We start from the raw sequence: 17,522 nt of genomic DNA, 5'->3' as shown, positions 1-17,522 counted from the left end.
TACGGGCGCATGGCCCGCATCATGGCACTTTTTGCGATGTTCCATGCCTGGATGCCTATGGCAAAACATCCTTCACTCATGTCCTTCAGGCTGTCAGGGCGGGTAGCGCGCCGTCAATAGGCGTGACGGTGAACGAACCCCTTGAGCACGGTAAGTAGAATGATCTTCACATCCAGCCACAGCGACCAGTTCTTGATGTACCAGAGATCGCATTCGATACGCTTGGTCAGGTCAGTGTCGCCGCGCCAGCCGTTAATCTGCGCCCAGCCGGTGATGCCGGCCTTGACCATGTGCTTTTGCATGTAGCCGGGAATCTCGTTTTTGAACGTCTGCACAAACTGCGTGCGCTCGGGCCGCGGGCCGACGATCGACATGTCGCCCTTGAACACGTTGAGAAACTGCGGCAGCTCATCCAGGCTGGTCTTGCGCAGAAAGGCACCAAAAGCGGTCACTTCCTTGTTACGCGCGCCGCCCCATTGAACGCCTCCTTTTTCAGCATTCACCGGCATGGAGCGAAACTTGAGCATCATGAACGGCACGCCGTTGAGCCCCACCCGCTCCTGGCGGTAGAACACCGGCCCCGGCGAGCTGAGCTTGACACCAACGGCCAGCACCGCCAGCACGGGCGAGATCAGCAGCAGTATCAGGGCGGCGACCAGCTTGTCTTCCAGCCACTTGAGCAGGCGGTTGCTGCCGGTCATCGGCGAGCAGCTCAGGTCGAGCAGGTACAGGTCTGCCACTTGTGAAACGCTATGGTTGATCAGCCTAAAGTCTCTTAGATCCGGCATGTAGCGCACGTTACCGGTGGACTGGCTGAGAGCGTTCTGTATTTCCTTGACCCAATCGCCTTCGGCCAGCGGCAGGCAGATCCACACTTCTTCTTCCGTGTGCTCTAACCGATCGCCCAGCGTATAGCGCTCGTGATGGATGCCCGCCAGCTCCTCTTGATGATCATCATCTATCAGCAGAATGCGCTCGACCTCGAAGCCGGCGGTGGGCACGCGCTGCAGCTGCCGCCAGGCGGTTGCGCACGAATGGGCGTCGCCTATCAGCAGCAGGGTGCGGCGATTGCGCCCGCTGGCGCGCAGCCGGTTGAGAATAGGGTATGCCACTGCGCGAATCAAAATGCAGCCACCGGCGGCGCTCAGCATCCAGGCGACCAGCCATAGTCGCGAGTAGGCCATGCCGGATTTGGCCAGAAACAGGATCAGCGTGATCAGCGCACCAATGAGGAAAAATCCACTCAGCAGGCGCAGCATCAGCTGCCCGCGCATGCGCCCGCGCCACGACTGATAAATGCCAAGGCTGGGTAATACCAGCAGCGTCAGCAGAGCGCCCAGGGTGAGCAGCCACAGATAGCGTTCATCCATGCTGAACGTGCCCAGCCGCAGCCAATAGGCAAGCCAGCCGCACAGCAGCACGATAGTAAGGTCCACCAGCCGCACGGCCTGAGTCGTATAGGCGGAAAAGCCGCTGAGCGTGTGCAGACTAGATGGCATGGGCGCAGTCCTCCTGATGCAATGCTGACGGATCGGCGTGAGGCATCTTGTTCAATTCCAGTATCCTCTGTGCATGCTGAACGCCTGGCGAAGGCGTGGTGGCAGATAGCTGTGCCGCTTGCCCAGGTGATAGCCGACCAGTTTCATGGCCGTGGCCAGCATCGACGCAGGCCACCAGACCCGGTGAGCCTTTCCAAGGTAGCGAAGCTCCGACAGCACGAAACGCCGCCCTTCACCGCTGACGCCGCCCAGTTCGTCCTGAATCCATGGCTCGCTGGCATGAAAGACACCGGTATCGAAATAGCGCTTGAATTCCTGCCAGGGGGTATAGTTGTGGGAATGATGGCAACAGGCATCCCCGGCGTAGGCGACTGTCCAGCCCTTCTGCAACATGCGCGCCGCGACGTACATGTCTTCCGCCAGGATGACATGAGCCGGAAAGCCATCGGCTGCCTGCAGGGCGTCGGCACGATACGCGGAGAAGGAATTCGACATGAACGCCGCCTTGACCCCCAGCTCTTCCGCGTCGGCCAGACGCTTGTGACGAGACGGGGCGGGATAGTTGAAATACCGTGCATGAGCGGCCAGAGGATTAGCATCGGGATGTGGCAGCTGGCGACCACAGACGGCCCCCACCTGCGGGTCTTCAAAGTGCGCCAGCAGGCGCTCAAGCGCCTGCGGCTCTGCCAGGCAGGCATCCTGCGTCAGATAGATATAGTACGCATACCCGGGGCGCTCACGCAGGGCGCGCTGGCGAGTGGCGCCGTGGTTGAACTCGCTTTGCGCAATGACCAGGTGGTCGATTCCCTGCGCCTGCAGATACTCGCCGGTGCCATCGGAGGAGGAGGAATCGATCACGAAGAGATCGATGTCCTCGGGCAGGCTGGCAACGAGACGCCTCAGGTCGCGAAGGCCGTTGCACGTAGGCACAACGATCAGGCTTTGCGCGGTTTCAGTTGGCACGGAACATATCTCTGTTGTCGAGTGGTGTCAGCGTCGGCTGATGCATGATATCAAGCTGGCTTTGGCTTATCAGCGCTGCGTGGCAAGCATGTGGCGGTAGCAGGTCATCAAGTTATCGACATGACGCTGCGCTGTCAGATCCGCCTCCCAGAAGCGCGCATAGGCCTGCTTGCCAAGCCGATTGACCAGGGCATCGTCATTGGCGAGTCGGCGCATCTTTTCTGCCAGATCGTTGATGTCGCCACTTCTGAACAGCAGACCGGTCACGCCATCTTCAATAAACTCGCTGCCGGCGCAATCGCTGGAAACAATGCTGGGCACCCCGTATGCCGCGGCTTCGGCTACCACCATGCCCTGGGTCTCATAAATGCGGCTGGAAAGTACGACGCAGCGTGATGTCTTCATATGGTCAATCACCGCCGCATGAGGCTGCCATCCGGTAAACTGGGCGTCGGGCAGCCTGGCCTCCAATGTGTCCTGCATGCTTCCTGCGCCTACCAGCTTGGCGTGAATGCCCGTAAGCCGCGCAGCTTCAACGAAGACATCGCCGCCTTTTTCCGGCGTCAACCGACCGATGAAACTCATTGTCGTGGAGCGTGAAGGCAGCACCGGCTCCTCTTTGTTGGCCTTGATGGGGTTGGGTACGTGCCATAGATTGGCCGCTTTCGGCAGGTAAGGCTCCACGACGCGCCTGCTGAACTCGGAGACATAGATGAAATGTCGCTGATGCCTCGGCATGCCAGCCATTGAGGTCAGGAACTGACGCGCCGAGCGCCAGATTTTTTGCGGATAGCTTCGCGCATCGCAATTCGTTGCCAGGCAGGCGGCCGACAGAGGCCTAAGCGGACAGGTCGACTGTGTACGGTAGTTGTAAAACCCGCCGTTGGGGCATACGGAAAAGTAATCATGAAGCGTCGTGACCAGCGGCAATCCCGCACGGCGAATAGCGTGGATGACGCTGGGTGAGAGCACCTTGACCCAGCTGTGCAAGTGAACAACCGTATGCTCGGCTGAGAGTCCACGCAGCACCTCTGCCACCCTGGAAGCGACGCGGCGGTTCCACAGGCCCTCCCTGGCGGCAAGGAAACGGCTGGGGTTGTTCAACAGTTCCTGTTCTTCAAGGTCAATCAGCTGGATGTTGGGATGAAAAAGTGCCTCACTGGCCGGGCCGTCGCCATAGATGAAAAACACCCGATGCCCTGCCTCCGCCAGCCCAATAGCGCTTTCTATCGCCACCTTTGCGGCCCCGCCCTGAACATGGGCAAAGTCGTTGATGATGACGACATTGATTGATGCGAAACGATGGCTCATGTCAGGCTCCGGGCTCGATCACAGTGCAAGGCATACAGCGAAGCTATTATCCAGAAGACGCCGGGTGAGAAGTATCCATAGCCTCTGAGAAACACTTCGACAACAAAGCCAAATATGGATCCTAACAGCCATAGCCGGCGAACATGGCGGGCGCGATCCACCTCGGGCAGGTATTTCAGTTGGCGCCGCAGCGCGTTCCCGACACAGGCAAAGCCGAGCAGAAACGCAAGAAAGGCGACTGCCATCAAGCTGCCGAACCACCCCAGCTCAGCTATCCACTTTGCTGCCAGAAATCCTGCATCCGATATGTTGAACTCCTGGCCGGTAAGCTCGACGATTCTGTCCGTGTAGTGTGGATAGCGCGTGCCGGCCTCGCCCAGCATTTGAAAACCCAGACCCAGGCCCTGGGTATCCAGCATATTCAGCCAGGCCAGGCCCCAGCCCTGCAGATAGACCAGCGTCGTCAAGTTGGTGGTGTCGGAAAAGTCCAGCCTGTCGGCAAAGTAGGTGAATTGCGGAAGGACGAAAAAATATCCAAGCAGCAGGGCCAGCCCACCCGCCAGAAAAATACTCCAGAAAACAAGCCTGGGAAACCGCATGCTGAACACAAAGCAGCCGATAAACACAAAGACAAGCAGCGTCAGATTGGGAAAAGCCAGCGCCAGCGCCAGCATGTTCCCCAGAATGAACAGGCTTTTCAGGGTGGTCTCGGCGTAGACCATGCCGCAGGCCAGCACCCCTAGCGCCAATGCGTAATGGCTTTCTTCCGAGAAGGGGAACACCGGTTTTTCAAGCGGTGCGTACCCTGAGAACCTCGGGCTCCATACGATGGCCAGCCAGCCAAGCAGCAGCAAAAAGCCAACCAGCCACGAGAGGCTCCGCCGGGTGGCTTCTGGCTCCATGTCGCTGATTCGCCGCCCCAGCACCAGGGCGGACACCAGCACAAGCAGGATCACCAGGGACATGATGGGCTTGTGTACCGCTTGATCCAGCAGGCTGAATACTGCGCTGACGAGTGCCAGCCCGAAAATGGCCAGCAGCACGACGACGGGGAATGAAAACCGGAAATTGAGCAGATGCCGGACGTTCAGCAGGCAGACCAGACCACTGGCCATCAGCATGCCCGGCGCTAGAGAGCTTGCCCCCGTTGCCACGAAAAGAAAGCTTGGCAGTAGCAGCACAACCGCCATGGAAACAATCAGCCGGCCATCACGGCGCGGCGTCAGGAAGGTCGTGCCTGGATTACTTTCCATTCCTTACACCCGAAAAAACGATGACTTGGTGGCTTGCTGATAGACGCATCATTCGCCAGATGCTAGTGGCAAACCAGGCGCGGTAGACGGGAAAATAAACGTCCTGACCAACAGCATGAATAAAAGTGCAAGCAGGAACTGGCTTGCTACCGTTGTCCAGGCGGCTGCCAATGCACCGTACAGGGGAATGAATATGAGGTTAGACACCACGTTGAATACAGCCACTATCATCATTGCGTAGACTTTCATCTTGGCTGTGTTGCCTGATGCCAGCAAAGCGCCCGCGCAAAATGACACGAACATGGCTGGAACCGAAAAGCAGAACACCTTGAGGTACGCAATGGAGGCTTGATAGCCCTCTCCAAAAACAAGCACAACTCCCCAGTCGGAAAGGAGCCATATCAGCAGTGCTACTGTACATCCGGCCCAGAACATGGCGTGATTGCCCATTCTGTATACGCTGCGCATCTTGGCACGATCCTGGTGGGCCCAACGATGAATCTTGGGTAGCAGGAAGCGTTCGAATATGACCGAAGGAGTGAGATATACGGCGGCCATGATAGTAAAGGAGACGTTGTAATAACCTGCCGTTTCTTCGCCTATCAGGTGTTTGACAAGCGCTACGTCACTTTGAAAATACACCAGGTACGCCAGGGCAGCCATGCCGAAAGGCCATGCCTTTCGAGCCACCTCACGTATCGCTATGAGCTCGGTCACATCAGCCGCATCTTCTTCCCGATGCCCCTGCAGCGCGAACCTTCCACGGCGCATGTCGTTCAGCTGCCCTGCCGCCACGCTAAGCAGCAATATACCAGTGACTGCGTATGCCAGCCCGACCAGCCAGGCATGCTCCGCATCAATAAAGGGGAGCAGCAATAGCACAAGGCACAGGCGAAGGCCGTGATGTGATAGCTGCCAAAGTGACAGCGCCTTGAAGCGCTCTTCAAGCTGGAGCTTGCTGCTGACGAGCTCTACGGCCACTTGGCTGACCAGGTGAAATGCCATGAGAAACAGCATGGCTTTGCCGGGCAAGTTGTTCGGCCCCCACTGAACCCATGCCACAAAGCCCGTAAAGGAAAGCAGCGTACCTGTGGTGACAAGCCTGAGAGAGGGTGAAATCCACCGCATTCCCTGCCAGCCCTCCTGGCCAAAGACTTTCAACCAGTAAGGGCCGGTGCCAAAGCTTGCCAGTGGCGTCAACAGCATCAGTATGGCCAGGCCGGCGCCAAACACGCCAAAGAGCTCAGGCCCCAGCTGCCTGGCCAGCACCACCTGCATCAGGAAAGCGCAACCTGCCCCGCCAAAGGCTCCCAGCCAGAGTAGGGATATACCGCGTAGCCAGCCACCCGAACGACTCATTCAGTGCGTTCTCGCTCAGCATTGTCTCGTTTATCGGCTGCTGGCTCAGCGTGAGCGCGACGATAAGTGCGCTGCACAAGGGCCATAGCCTCGACAAGAAGCGGGCCGAGCAGTGCAAAGACACACCCCAGCATGACACCCGCCAATATCCACATAATGCTGCTCATGCCGACCGGTTTGGATGAGGGCTCCGCAACCGATAGAATTTTTCCATCCTTGAGCGCCATCAGACGATTGTCGTAGTCAGCCATGAGCTCGATATAGCGTGTTGCAAGCTCTGCCGCATTGCGTGATTCGCTTTTCTTGAGCGACTCATAGTTGGCTTTTGCTGACGCCAGACGGCTCTTCACGCGCGACTCTATTTCCTGCAGCGTTTCTGCCTGGGACGAGGCAATACGCTCTAGCAGGGCGTCGTGAAGCCGGGCGATCTCTTTCTGCCTCTCAGGGACGTCGACGGTGGTGAGGGTAATGATCTTGGTGTCTTCGGGCGCCGTGAGTTCCACATCAAGGGTCGATAACGCGCTTGCGTTGTCTTTCGCTGCGCTACGGACTGCCTGTGGCAAAAATAACGACTTTGACTTGGCAATGACTGACTCACCCGTTTCCAGCGGCGCCACCTCCGCCTCACTTTCCTTAAGGTAGCCTTCCGCCAGCTGATAGACAGACTGAAACTCGTAGGTTTCATCGCGCAGGACAGCGTAAGCGGTAGCGAGGATGATAGGCACTATAAAACACAGCATAACAAGGCGGCGCCGAGCCGCCAGCAAGGCCAGTACGTCGCCGATACTCATTTCGTCTTGATATTTATTCATTGTCACTTACTCAGTCCTGACAGGATCACTTCGATGGTGGCTATATTCACGACAGGCCTTGTTCACGACAGGCTTTTTGTCAGCTGCCGGATGACTCGGCGCCTGTGGTCATGGAGGCCAGCAGGCCCATGATGTCCGCCAGGTCGTCGCTGTTCAGATCGCCCACCGCGGACTGCAGCCGGAGCCGGTCCAGGGCGTAGCTGCCCAGGGTATCGACGTACTTGATGCGCTGATCGTACAGGCTGGCCCGGGCGTCGAGCACGTCGACCAGGTCGCGCAGGCCCAGCTGCTCGCCGCGCTGTGCCGCCTCGAGGAACAGCTGGCTGGACTCGATGGCCTCTCTGAGCGCATCCAGCCGGCGCACGCCGCCGTTGATCGAACGCAGGCTCTTGCGCACTTGCTGGACGGCCAGGTTGCGCTGGTTGTCCACCGCGGCCTGGCCGGCCCGAATACGCTTTTCCCCCTGGCGTACCCGGGCGTTGGTGCGCCCGCCCTGGTACAGCGGCATGCTGACTTCCATCTGGGCGGTATAGTCTTCGCTGGTGCGCAGATCGTCTTCGCTGTGCCGGTCGCTATAGCTCAGGTTCATATTGAGTTCGGGATAGTAGCCGGCACGACGGGTAGAAGTATCCGCCTCGGTGACCTGTTGCTCCTTGCGCGCGCGCCGCACGTCGAGGTTTTTGCCGGTACGCTCGATCCACTCGTCGCTGTCTTCCCACTGGCGCTTGAGCACCACCTCATCCAGCTCGCTCAGCGCCAGCCGGCTCATGTCCGGCCGGGTGCCGGTCAGGCGTTCCAGCTCGCTCAGGGCGTTGTCCAGCTCGTTTTGCGCCTCGACGGTGTCGGCAATAGCCTGGTCCAGCCGGGAGCGGGACTCAAGCAGATCCACGCGGTTGCCCACGCCCAGCTCGTAGGCGCGGCTGGCCTGGCGCTGCTGCAGCTCCAGGGATTCCTGCTGGGAATTCAGCAGCCCCAGCCGCTGAGAGGCCAGGTACGCCTTGACGTAGGCTTCGCTCACGCTAAGGGCCAGGTCGCGTTCGGCGGTGGCCAGCTTGAGCTCGGCGGCGTTGATCTGGGCCTCCGCCACGTCAAGCTTGCGCCAGCGCTCCAGGCTGAACAGCGGCTGGGAGAGCTGAACGCGCCAGTAGTCTTCGGTGAACTCGCCGGGGCGGGACGTGGTGCGGGGATCGTCGTCCCGCTCCGTCTGCACGTTGGTGGTGTCCTGCCACATATAGCCGCCGCTGGCGTTAAGCTGGGGCAGCAGCTGCGAACGGGCAATGGGCTTTTCTTCCCGGGTGGCTTCGAGCTCGTAGCGCTGCTCGGAAAGCTTGGCATCATACTCAAGGGCCCTGGCAAAGAGGTCGGGCAGCGAGGGAAGCCTGGGCGCTGCCCGGGCCTCGCCGGCGGCCTGCTCCAGGGCGTTGAATTCGGCCATGGCCGCGTCACCGGCCTTTACACTGCCGGAGTCCGGGGCGTTCTGGGGCTTTTGGGCATATAGCGACGTGCTGGCCAGCAGGCCGGCGAGCGCCACGGCCCGGGTTAACAGCGCGACGTTGCCGCACCTGGGCGTGCGTGTGGGATAGCGTTGCATCAGTCCTCCTGCATGGCACGCGACAGCATGTCGGCAATGGGTTTGGCAATATAGCTGGCGAAGGTACGCTCGCCGGTGCGGATCATCACCTCGGCCGGCATGCCCGAGAGCAGATGCATCTTATCGGTCATTTCTTCCTTGCCTTTATCGGTCACCTCGACCCGGGCCTTGTAGTAGCGCTGGCCGGTCGCCTCGTCCTTGAAGCTGTCGGCGCTGACGTGGATCACCTCGCCGGCAATGGTCGTGGTGGTTTTCTGGTTGAACGCCGAGAAGCGGATCTCGGCATACTGGCCGGGATAGATGTTGTCAATGTCTTTGGTGGGTACCCGGGCCTGCACCACAAAGCCGTCGCTCGAGGGCACCACCTCCATGATCGGGTCGCCGCCGCGAACTACCGCGCCCACGGAGTGCACCTTGCGCCCGACCACGGTGCCGGCCACCGGCGAGCGGATAACGGTACGCCTGACCTGGTCGGAAAGCGAAGTGATCTGCTCTTCGGCCTGGGCGATGTTGGACTGAACCTCGCGCAGCTTTTCCCCGACCTCTTTCTGGAACTCCTGCTTGCGGATCTCGCGCTCGGCGCGGTTTTCGCTGATCTGGGACCTGAGCTGGGCGATCTTGGAGTTGAACTCGGCGTTGTTGCCTTCGTACTCGAGGACCTGGCGCTCCAGCTCGCGCAGGCGCTGGTTGTCGCCCAGCCCTTCGCGGTATAGCGAGCGGAAATCGTCGGCTTCGTCCTCGAGCGATGCAAGGCGGCGCTTATTGACGCTGATGCGCTCTTTGAGCCCTCCGATCTGCTCTTTCATCTGCTTGTGCTTCTCGTCCAGCGATTCCAGCGTACTGAGGTAGGACTGGCGCCGGGCGTGAAACAGCCCTCGCTGCACGGCCAGAATCTGCTGGATGCGCGGGCTATCGGCGTTTTTCAGCTCGTCGGGGACGTCAAGGTTTTCGGCGCCTTCCTGTTCCGCCAGCAGCCGCACTTCCATGGCGCGGTTGATGAGATACTTGGAGCGGGCAATATCCCGCTGGGAGCGCACCTGAGTATCGCTCAGCACCAGCAGCGGATCACCGGCTTCCACCTGGTCGCCGTCTTCCACCGGCAGCTTGTCGACAACGCCGCCCTCCAGGTGCTTGATCGTGCGCTTGAACGAGGCCACCGAGACGTCGCCCGGGGCAACTACGGCAACGGCCAGCGTGGCCGTGGTGGCCCAGAGCACAAAGCCGCCCAGCGCAATAAGCAGTATGGCAAACCCCAGGCCGCGATAGCCTTTATCGCTGGTGGGCAGAGGCTCGCTGGCCTCGCCTTCAATCGTGGCCGGCCCTCTGGGCGTTACGTCGATTTCCTGGCGTGTCGGCAGATGGTCTTTCTTCTGCCCTTGTTCCTGCTGGTTCTCGCTCATTTCATGACTCCTCGCCGCCGCGCGCGCCGTTCACGGCAGACAGCCGGGCCGAGCCCTGCTGCCCCACCTTGCTCCGGGGCTTTTTGGCAAACTGGGCCAGCACCTGGTCGCGCGGGCCAAACATGCTGACCTGGCCTTCTTTCATCACCAGCAATTTATCCATGTGCTTGAGCACGCTCTGGCGGTGGCTGATGACAAACAGCGTGGTGCCTTCCGCCTTGAGCCGGGCGATGGCCTCGGCCAGCGCGCGCTCGCCGGCGTCGTCGAGGTTGGCGTTGGGTTCGTCCAGTACCAAAAAGACCGGATCGCCGTAGAGCGCCCTGGCCAGCCCCACGCGCTGGCGCTGGCCGCCGGAAAGCGCTCCGCCGCCGCCGGAAATCACGGTGTCGTAGCCGTTGGGCAGCTCCAGGATCATTTCGTGAACACCGGCTTTCCTTGCTGCGCGGACGACCTTTTCCGGTTCCACGTTGCCAAAGCGGGCGATGTTCTCGCTCACGGTGCCGTCAAACAGCTCGATGTCCTGGGGCAGATACCCCACATGGGGACCCAGCTCGTCGCGGTTATACTGGGTAATGTCGCCGCCGTCGAGGCGCACATCGCCCACCTGGCTTGGCCAGATGCCCAGCAGCACCCGAGCAAGCGTCGACTTCCCCGCCGCGCTGGGGCCAATGATGCCGATATGCTCCCCCTTGTCCACGGCAAAGTTGACGCCGCGGATAGTGGCCATGCGCGTACCGGGAGGGGCGGCGGCCACGTTTTCCACGCTCAGGTAGCCTTCGGGCGCAGGTAGCGACATGCGCTTTTGCTCGTCGGGAATCTGACTCAGCAGCTCGTTCAGGCGCTGATAGGCACCCCGGGCGCCGACGAACCCTTTCCAGCCGCCGATCATCTGGTCAATGGGCGCCAATGCCCGGCCCATGAGAATCGAGCCGGCGATTACCATGCCGCCGGTGAGCTCGCCTTTCAACACCAGCAGCGCGGCCAGCCCCAATATCAGCGACTGGGCCATCATGCGGAACACCTTGGAAGCGTTCGTCAGCGCGCCGGCGCGGTCGCTTGCTCTGGACTGCTTGGCCAGAAATTCGTGGTGGCGCTTCGACCAGCAGCCCATGATGCCGGGCAGCATGCCCATGGCATGCAGCACTTCGGCGTTGCGCAGGTTGGAATTGGCCAGGTTTTGGGCCTGGATGTGCTCGCTGTTGGCTTCGGACAGCAGCTTCTGGGTGGATTTTTCGTTGGCAACCGCAAGCGCCACCAGAATCAGCCCGGCGCCGATGGCAAAAATCCCCAGCCAGGGGTGAAACAAGAACATCACGCCGATGTAAATCGGCACCCAGGGGGCGTCAAAAAACGCAAACAGACTTTTGCCGGTGAGAAACTGGCGCAGCGAGGTCAGGTCGCTGAGCGGCTGGGCGCTCTGCCCGCCCGGGGCCATCAGGCTGCGCCGGAACATGGCGCTGTAAAGGCGCTCGTTGATCATGGTATCCAGGCGATTGCCCACGCGCACGAGAATGCGCGAACGCACCAGTTCCAGCCCGCCCATGATGGCGAACAGGAAGATCACCAGCAGGGTAAGCATCAAAAGCGTGTCTTCACTCTGGGTCGAAAGAACGCGGTCGTACACCTGGAGCATGTACATCGGCGGAACCAGCATCAACAGGTTGACAAACATGCTGAAAAAACCCACCGCAACAAACGAACCCTTGCAGGCCTTGAGCGCCCGCTGCAGATCCGTTGCTTCCTGTTGCTTTGCCATGAGGGGGTCACCATCGTAGGGAGAAAATTCAAGCCGAAAAAACAATCGACGCAGCATAACAGAAACGCCGTTAACGGGGTAACGCCGGCTGCGCCGCGCGCGGGAACTTTCATTCGACTGCAAGAATCTTGCGTGAAGCTTGCTTCCGTCAGAGCCGGCAGGCACGACAGACAAGCCTCAATCGTTTTTTGAGTGGTAATTGCAAACAGTGTTCCCTACAATGCATTGGTACCCTACAGGGAAATTTGCTCCCTTTTTGTTTTCCAGTGCATTATTGCCACGGCACCGTTTAAAGATCGCCCCTTTCAGGAGGTTGTTCCATGCGCAAGACCAAGATGATGTTCGCCGTTGCAGCGACTACCGTTCTCGCCAGCCAGGCGGCCATGGCCTATCAGGCGGGCGATACCTATGTCCGCGCCAGCTTTGAAAAGGCCGATATCGAAACCGACAATATCTCCGACGAGAACTCTTTCCACCTCTCCGGCGGCTATCTCTTCCACGACAAGATGGGCGTTGAGCTGGGCATCGGGGAAAAGGTCAAGCACGACTTTTTCGGGCTGGCCAGCAACGACCTGGGCACCATGAAGCGCATGCCGGTCAACCTGCTGCTTAACTACTACCCGCTGGGCGGTATTGATGAAGCGCGCGTGCAGCCCTTCGTCGGCGTGGGTCTGAACTACACTCGCTACTCCAACATCCACGCCATCGACGGCTTTGACATCGACATCGATGACGAGTACGGCGTGGTTGGCCAGGCAGGTCTGGATCTGACCCTCACCGATAACCTGAGCGCTACCGGCTACGCCCGCTGGTCCGACGTTGACGCCGACGTCGACTGGAAAAGAGAAAACGTCAACGGTACCGGCACCGGCAGCGGCACCGTTCGCCTGGACCCGGTCACCGTCGGCGCCGGTCTGACCTACCGCTTCTGACAGTCAGCGCTCGCCACTGACGTTATGCCCGCTGCCAGGCGGGCATTAGCGCTGTCGCCTGACATGCGTTATATACAGTGCCGCGCCCCGCTTCCGGGGGGCGGCATTTTTTGTCTCTGCTTTTCCGAGCGCCTTCATGGCCTTACCCACCGCGTGCTACTTCTCTTCGGGGATCGGCAGAATCCGCGCCCTGGCGACGTTTCTCCCCGAGTTCTCGCTGCGCCGCTACCGCCCGGGTCAGCCGGCCGACCATGTGCTCGGCTGGGGGCTCAAGCCCACCGCTCGCCGGGCGCGCCGCTACGCGCTGAAGCATGGCATTCCCTACATAGCGCTTGAAGACGGTTTTTTGCGCTCGCTGGCGCCGGCGGCAGAGGGCTACCAGCCGCTTAGCCTGGTGGTCGACAAGCAGGGCATTTACTACGACGCCTCGCGCCCCTCGGATCTGGAAACCTGCCTCAACGAAGCCGCGTTTTCCGCCGCCGAACTCACCGAGGCCGAGCGCTGCATGGCCCTGCTGCGCCGCTACCGGCTGTCCAAGTACAATCACGCCCCCGAGAGCGCTCTGGATCATCTGCCCGCCTCCCGGGTACTGCTGATCGACCAGACCGCAGGCGACGCCTCGATTGAATACGGCCGGGCCGACGCTAACACCTTTCACGCCATGCTCGACGCGGCCCTTGCGCGACACCCAGGCGCCACGCTGTGGATCAAGACGCACCCCGACGTCATTGCCGGCACCCGGCGGGGCCACCTGGCGTCAGCGGCGGCGCATCCTCGCTGCCGGGTGATCGGCGAGGACGTCAATCCCTGGGCGCTGTTTGACCGGGTGGACGAGGTGCATACGGTGACCAGCCAGCTGGGGTTCGAGGCGCTCATGGCCGGCAAGCGGGTGTACTGCCACGGCCTGCCCTTTTATGCCGGCTGGGGGCTCACCCACGATACCCAAACCTGCTCGCGCCGCCGCCGCAAGCGCACCCTGGTCGAGATCTTTACCGCGGCGTACCTGCGCTATTGCCGCTACGCCAACCCCTATACCGGGCGACCGGCAACGCTTCACGAGACCGTTACGCTGCTTGCCGATCAGCGCCGCCAGCGCGAGCGCGGCCGGGGTCACTGGCTGGCCTGCGGCTTTTCCGGCTGGAAGCAAAAGTTTGTCGGCGACTTTATCGGCGACGCCGGCACGCTGACACACTACCCTCGGCAACAGGCGCTGCCGGCCTCCCGGGCGCCGCTCCTGGCCTGGTCCTCGGGCATCGATGCCGCCCTGATCGACCATGCTCACCGCCAGCAGGCGCCGCTGTGGCGCATGGAAGACGGCTTTATCCGCTCGGCCGGGCTCGGCGTTGACCTGGCGCGCCCGCTCTCGCTGGTGCTCGACCGCCGAGGAATCTACTACGACCCGCGCCGGCCGAGCGATCTGGAAACCCTGCTCAATCGCGCCGCCTTCGACGAGGAGCTGCGCAAGCGCGCCCGGGCGCTGCGAAAGCGCCTGGTGGCCCTGAAGCTGTCCAAATACAACGTCACGGCCGGCCCAGCAGCCTGCCCGCTGCCCGACGACGGCCGGGAGCTGATTCTGGTGCCGGGCCAGGTGGAAACCGACGCCTCCGTGGCCGCCGGCTCGCCGCAGGTCCGCACCAACAGCGCCCTGCTCGAGGCCGTCCGCGCGGCGCGACCCGACGCCTGCATTTTATATAAGGCCCACCCTGATGTAGTATCCGGCATTCGCCTGGGCCAGCTGGACCGCCATGCCGGCCAGCTTTACGACCTGGACGTCAGCGACGCCGAGATCGCCAGCCTGCTCGAGCGCGTGGACAGCGTCCACACCATGAGCTCGCTTACCGGCTTTGAAGCGCTGCTGCGGGGCCGGCGCGTGCATACGCTGGGGGCTCACCCAGGATCTTCTGAGCTGCTCAAGGCGCACGCGGCGCCTTGACCTGGACGACCTGGTCGCCGGCAGTCTGATCCTCTATCCCGGCTACGTGGACCCGGCCAGCGGGCAGCTGTGCAACGCCGAAACCGTCGTGACCCTGCTGGAAATCGCGCGGCAACAATCAACCCGCCTGAGCTGGCCGCAGCAGTGCTACCGCCTGTATCGCCGTCTGTTAACCCGAAGGTACTGAATTTGGCCTCCGATACGCGCACATTTCTCTTTTTGCAGGGCGTTTGCTCGCCTTTCAATGCGCGCCTGGCCTCGCGGCTGGAGCACGAGGGGCACCGGGTCATCAAACTGCACTTCAACGCCGGCGATATCGTTTACTGGGGGCGTCAGGGGCACCACCGCCACCTCTTTCGCGGCCGCCTGGAAGCGCTGGGCGACTATGTCCAGACGCTATGGCAGCGCTACGGCGTCACCGACCAGATTGTGTTTGGCGACCGCCGCCCGATTCACCGCACGGCGGTGGAAAACGCACCAAGAGCGGGCATACGCACCCACGTGTTCGAGGAAGGCTATTTTCGCCCTTATCTGGGTCACGCTCGAGCGCGAAGGCGTCAACGGCCACTCGCTGCTCCCCCGGGACCCGGCGTGGTTCCGCGACGCCGCCTCGGCGCTGCCCCGACCGCAAGCGCCGACGCACTTTACCTCACGCTTTAAAGTTCGCGCGCTGCACGACGTCTGCTACCACCTGGCGGGCCTGGCCAATCCGCTGGTCGCCCCGCACTACCGCAACCATTCGTCGCTGACCGCCCCCTGGGAATACGCCGGCTATATACGTCGCTTTACCTGGCTGCGCTACCGCCGGGTCAAGGATCACAACCGCATTCGCTCGCTGCTGCTGAGCCGCCGGCCGTTTTTTATCCTGCCGCTGCAGCTCAACACCGACGCCCAGATCCGCGATCATTCGGCCTACGCCAACATGCAGGAAGTCATCGCCGCGACGCTTGCCTCCTTTGCCCGCCATGCGCCGAGCGACGCCGTGCTATGCATCAAGAACCACCCGCTGGACCAGGGCCTTTGCGGCTATGAGCGGCTGGTCAACCGGCTTGCCCGGGAATACGACATCGCGCCACGGGTGGTTTTTCTGGAGTCGGGCGACCTCAACCGCATTACGCGTCACGCCGCCGGCACCGTTACCGTCAACAGCACCACCGGGCTTGTCGCGCTGGGCCACGGCTGCCCCACCATCGCCCTTGGCGACCCGATCTACCAGCTCCCGGGGCTGACGTTTCAGGGCTCGCTGGACGCGTTCTGGCGCGCGCCGACGCCGCCATCCGCCACGCTTTTTGCCTGCTTTCGCCGCACCGTCATGCACGCCACCCAGATCAACGGCGGCTTTTACAATCAGCCGGGCATCGACCTGGCCGTCGAGGGCGCCGCCCAACGCCTGACGGCCCGAACCTCCCCGCTTGAGCAGCTGGGCCTTACCCTCCCCCAAGGCGATACCTGAGATGCCGGATACGTGCGTATTGATCACCGGCGCCACCGGCGCCATCGGCGGTGCTCTGGCCAGGCGCTACGCCGCCGCCGGCACCCGGCTGATTCTGCACGGCCGCCGGCAGGAGGCGCTCGAGGCCCTGGCCGAGCGCTGCCGCCGCCGAGGGGCCCGGGTCACCACCTCCCGCATCGACCTGGCCGACCCCGAGTCGCTGGCCCGCTGGCTGGAGGACGAGGTATGCGCGGTGGCGGTGCCGGACATCGTCATTGCCTGCGCCGGCCAGAACACCCACCCCGCCACCCCCGGTGCCCTTGAGCCCGCCGCCGATGCCCAGGCCGTGCTGGCGCTCAACCTGGCCGTGCCCGTGGCCATGGCCCAGCACCTGGTCCCCCACATGCGCGCCCGGGGCAGCGGCCAGCTTGCGTTCGTCAGCTCGCTGGCGGCGTGGTACGGGCTGCCCACCACGCCCACCTACAGCGCCAGCAAGGCCGGCATCAAGGCCTACGGCGAAGGGCTGCGCGGCTGGCTTGCCCCCTTCGGCATCGGCGTCAGCGTGGTCATGCCGGGCTACGTCAGCTCTCCCATGTGTCAAGCCATGCCCGGCCCCAAGCCCGGCGAGTGGCCGCCGGAGCGCGCCGCCCGAGTCATCCAGCGCGGCATTCGGGCCAACCGGGCGCGCATTGCCTTTCCCTTCTGGCTTGGCTGGGGCACGCGCTGGCTGGGGCTGTTGCCCGCGGGCCTCTCCCAGCGGCTGCTCAAGGTTCTGGGCTATCAGCGCCTGCCGAGCGCCGACGATGAGTAGCCTCCCGCTGGGGCCGCTGCTCATGGGGCTGGTGGCCTCCCTGGGGCTGGAGGCGCTGCTTGCCCCCCGCCCGCGTCCCTTCTGGCGGCGCGGCGTGGCGGCCGGCGCCGTCCATCTGGGCAGCTGGTGCCTGCTCTGGGGCATCGCTTTTCTGCTGCTGCAGCGCCCCTGGTTCGCCACGGTGACGCTCCTGTCTCTGCAGCTGGTGGTGGTGCAGTCCAGCAATACCAAAACGCGCACGCTGAACGAGCCCTTCATCTGCCAGGACTTCGAGTATTTTATTGACGCCGTCCGCCACCCGCGCCTGTACGTGCCGTTTTTCGGCATTGCCCTGGCAGCGGGCGCAAGCCTGGCCGGGCTGGTGACCATTGCGGCGTTTTTTCTGCTGGAGGGCAGCTCGCTATACGCGGCCGGTTTGACGACTTTTCTGGCGACCGGGGTTGCGCTCTGCGCCCTCGGTGCCGCCCTGG

Annotated in this window: 14 protein-coding genes; 5 read left to right on the top strand and 9 right to left on the bottom strand. The window is 62.2% G+C overall.

Features of this window, described 5'->3' with window-relative positions; genetic code table 11:
- Positions 1 to 113: 113 nt before the first annotated feature.
- From P1P91_RS05875 to P1P91_RS05835, 9 genes are all read right to left on the bottom strand, one after another.
- Complete coding sequence (locus P1P91_RS05875; protein WP_311885180.1) at positions 114 to 1,499, bottom strand: undecaprenyl-phosphate glucose phosphotransferase; 1,386 nt, start codon at positions 1,497 to 1,499, stop codon at positions 114 to 116.
- 51 nt (positions 1,500 to 1,550) lie between these two features.
- The gene (locus P1P91_RS05870; RefSeq protein ID WP_311885178.1) at positions 1,551 to 2,462 is read right to left on the bottom strand and encodes a glycosyltransferase; all 912 of its coding nucleotides are present in this window, start codon (positions 2,460 to 2,462) and stop codon (positions 1,551 to 1,553) included.
- 69 nt (positions 2,463 to 2,531) lie between these two features.
- The gene (locus P1P91_RS05865) at positions 2,532 to 3,773 is read right to left on the bottom strand and encodes a glycosyltransferase family 4 protein (protein WP_311885176.1); all 1,242 of its coding nucleotides are present in this window, start codon (positions 3,771 to 3,773) and stop codon (positions 2,532 to 2,534) included.
- Complete coding sequence (locus P1P91_RS05860; protein ID WP_311885174.1) at positions 3,770 to 5,026, bottom strand: hypothetical protein; 1,257 nt, start codon at positions 5,024 to 5,026, stop codon at positions 3,770 to 3,772. Before P1P91_RS05860 ends, P1P91_RS05865 begins: the two co-directional genes overlap by 4 nt.
- Before the next feature lie 48 nt (positions 5,027 to 5,074).
- Positions 5,075 to 6,304, bottom strand: a complete 1,230-nt coding sequence (locus P1P91_RS05855) for an oligosaccharide flippase family protein (RefSeq protein ID WP_311885173.1) — start codon at positions 6,302 to 6,304, stop codon at positions 5,075 to 5,077.
- Positions 6,305 to 6,381: 77 nt separating this feature from the next.
- A complete protein-coding gene (locus P1P91_RS05850; RefSeq protein WP_311885172.1) occupies positions 6,382 to 7,203 on the bottom strand; it encodes a hypothetical protein in 822 nt (273 codons plus the stop codon).
- Between the two features lie 73 nt (positions 7,204 to 7,276).
- A complete protein-coding gene (locus P1P91_RS05845) occupies positions 7,277 to 8,788 on the bottom strand; it encodes a TolC family outer membrane protein (protein WP_311885170.1) in 1,512 nt (503 codons plus the stop codon).
- A complete protein-coding gene (locus P1P91_RS05840) occupies positions 8,788 to 10,188 on the bottom strand; it encodes an HlyD family type I secretion periplasmic adaptor subunit (protein WP_311885168.1) in 1,401 nt (466 codons plus the stop codon). The genes P1P91_RS05845 and P1P91_RS05840 overlap by 1 nt, the downstream gene beginning before the upstream one ends.
- Before the next feature lies 1 nt (position 10,189).
- A complete protein-coding gene (locus P1P91_RS05835; RefSeq protein ID WP_311885166.1) occupies positions 10,190 to 11,944 on the bottom strand; it encodes a type I secretion system permease/ATPase in 1,755 nt (584 codons plus the stop codon).
- A 320-nt stretch (positions 11,945 to 12,264) separates the two neighbouring features.
- Here P1P91_RS05835 and P1P91_RS05830 point away from each other — a divergent pair, with 320 nt between their 5' ends.
- The 5 genes from P1P91_RS05830 to P1P91_RS05815 all read left to right on the top strand — a co-directional run bounded on the left by P1P91_RS05830 (position 12,265) and on the right by P1P91_RS05815 (position 17,052).
- Complete coding sequence (locus P1P91_RS05830) at positions 12,265 to 12,876, top strand: OmpW/AlkL family protein (protein ID WP_311885164.1); 612 nt, start codon at positions 12,265 to 12,267, stop codon at positions 12,874 to 12,876.
- A gap of 136 nt (positions 12,877 to 13,012) precedes the next feature.
- Positions 13,013 to 14,809, top strand: coding sequence for a capsular polysaccharide biosynthesis protein (locus P1P91_RS05825; protein ID WP_311885163.1), 1,797 nt, complete (start codon positions 13,013 to 13,015; stop codon positions 14,807 to 14,809).
- 69 nt (positions 14,810 to 14,878) lie between these two features.
- Positions 14,879 to 15,469 (top strand): capsular polysaccharide export protein, LipB/KpsS family, encoded by a 591-nt coding sequence (locus P1P91_RS15170; protein ID WP_407650598.1) that lies wholly within the window; start codon positions 14,879 to 14,881, stop codon positions 15,467 to 15,469.
- Positions 15,381 to 16,262, top strand: a complete 882-nt coding sequence (locus P1P91_RS05820; RefSeq protein WP_407650616.1) for a capsular polysaccharide export protein, LipB/KpsS family — start codon at positions 15,381 to 15,383, stop codon at positions 16,260 to 16,262. Before P1P91_RS15170 ends, P1P91_RS05820 begins: the two co-directional genes overlap by 89 nt.
- Position 16,263: 1 nt before the next feature.
- Complete coding sequence (locus tag P1P91_RS05815; protein ID WP_311885161.1) at positions 16,264 to 17,052, top strand: SDR family NAD(P)-dependent oxidoreductase; 789 nt, start codon at positions 16,264 to 16,266, stop codon at positions 17,050 to 17,052.
- Positions 17,053 to 17,522: the final 470 nt, after the last annotated feature.

The organism is Halomonas piscis (assembly GCF_031886125.1).
GTDB lineage: Bacteria > Pseudomonadota > Gammaproteobacteria > Pseudomonadales > Halomonadaceae > Vreelandella > Vreelandella piscis.
Note: the sequence above shows the minus strand (reverse complement) of the source record. Positions and strands in the feature narration are given on the sequence as shown.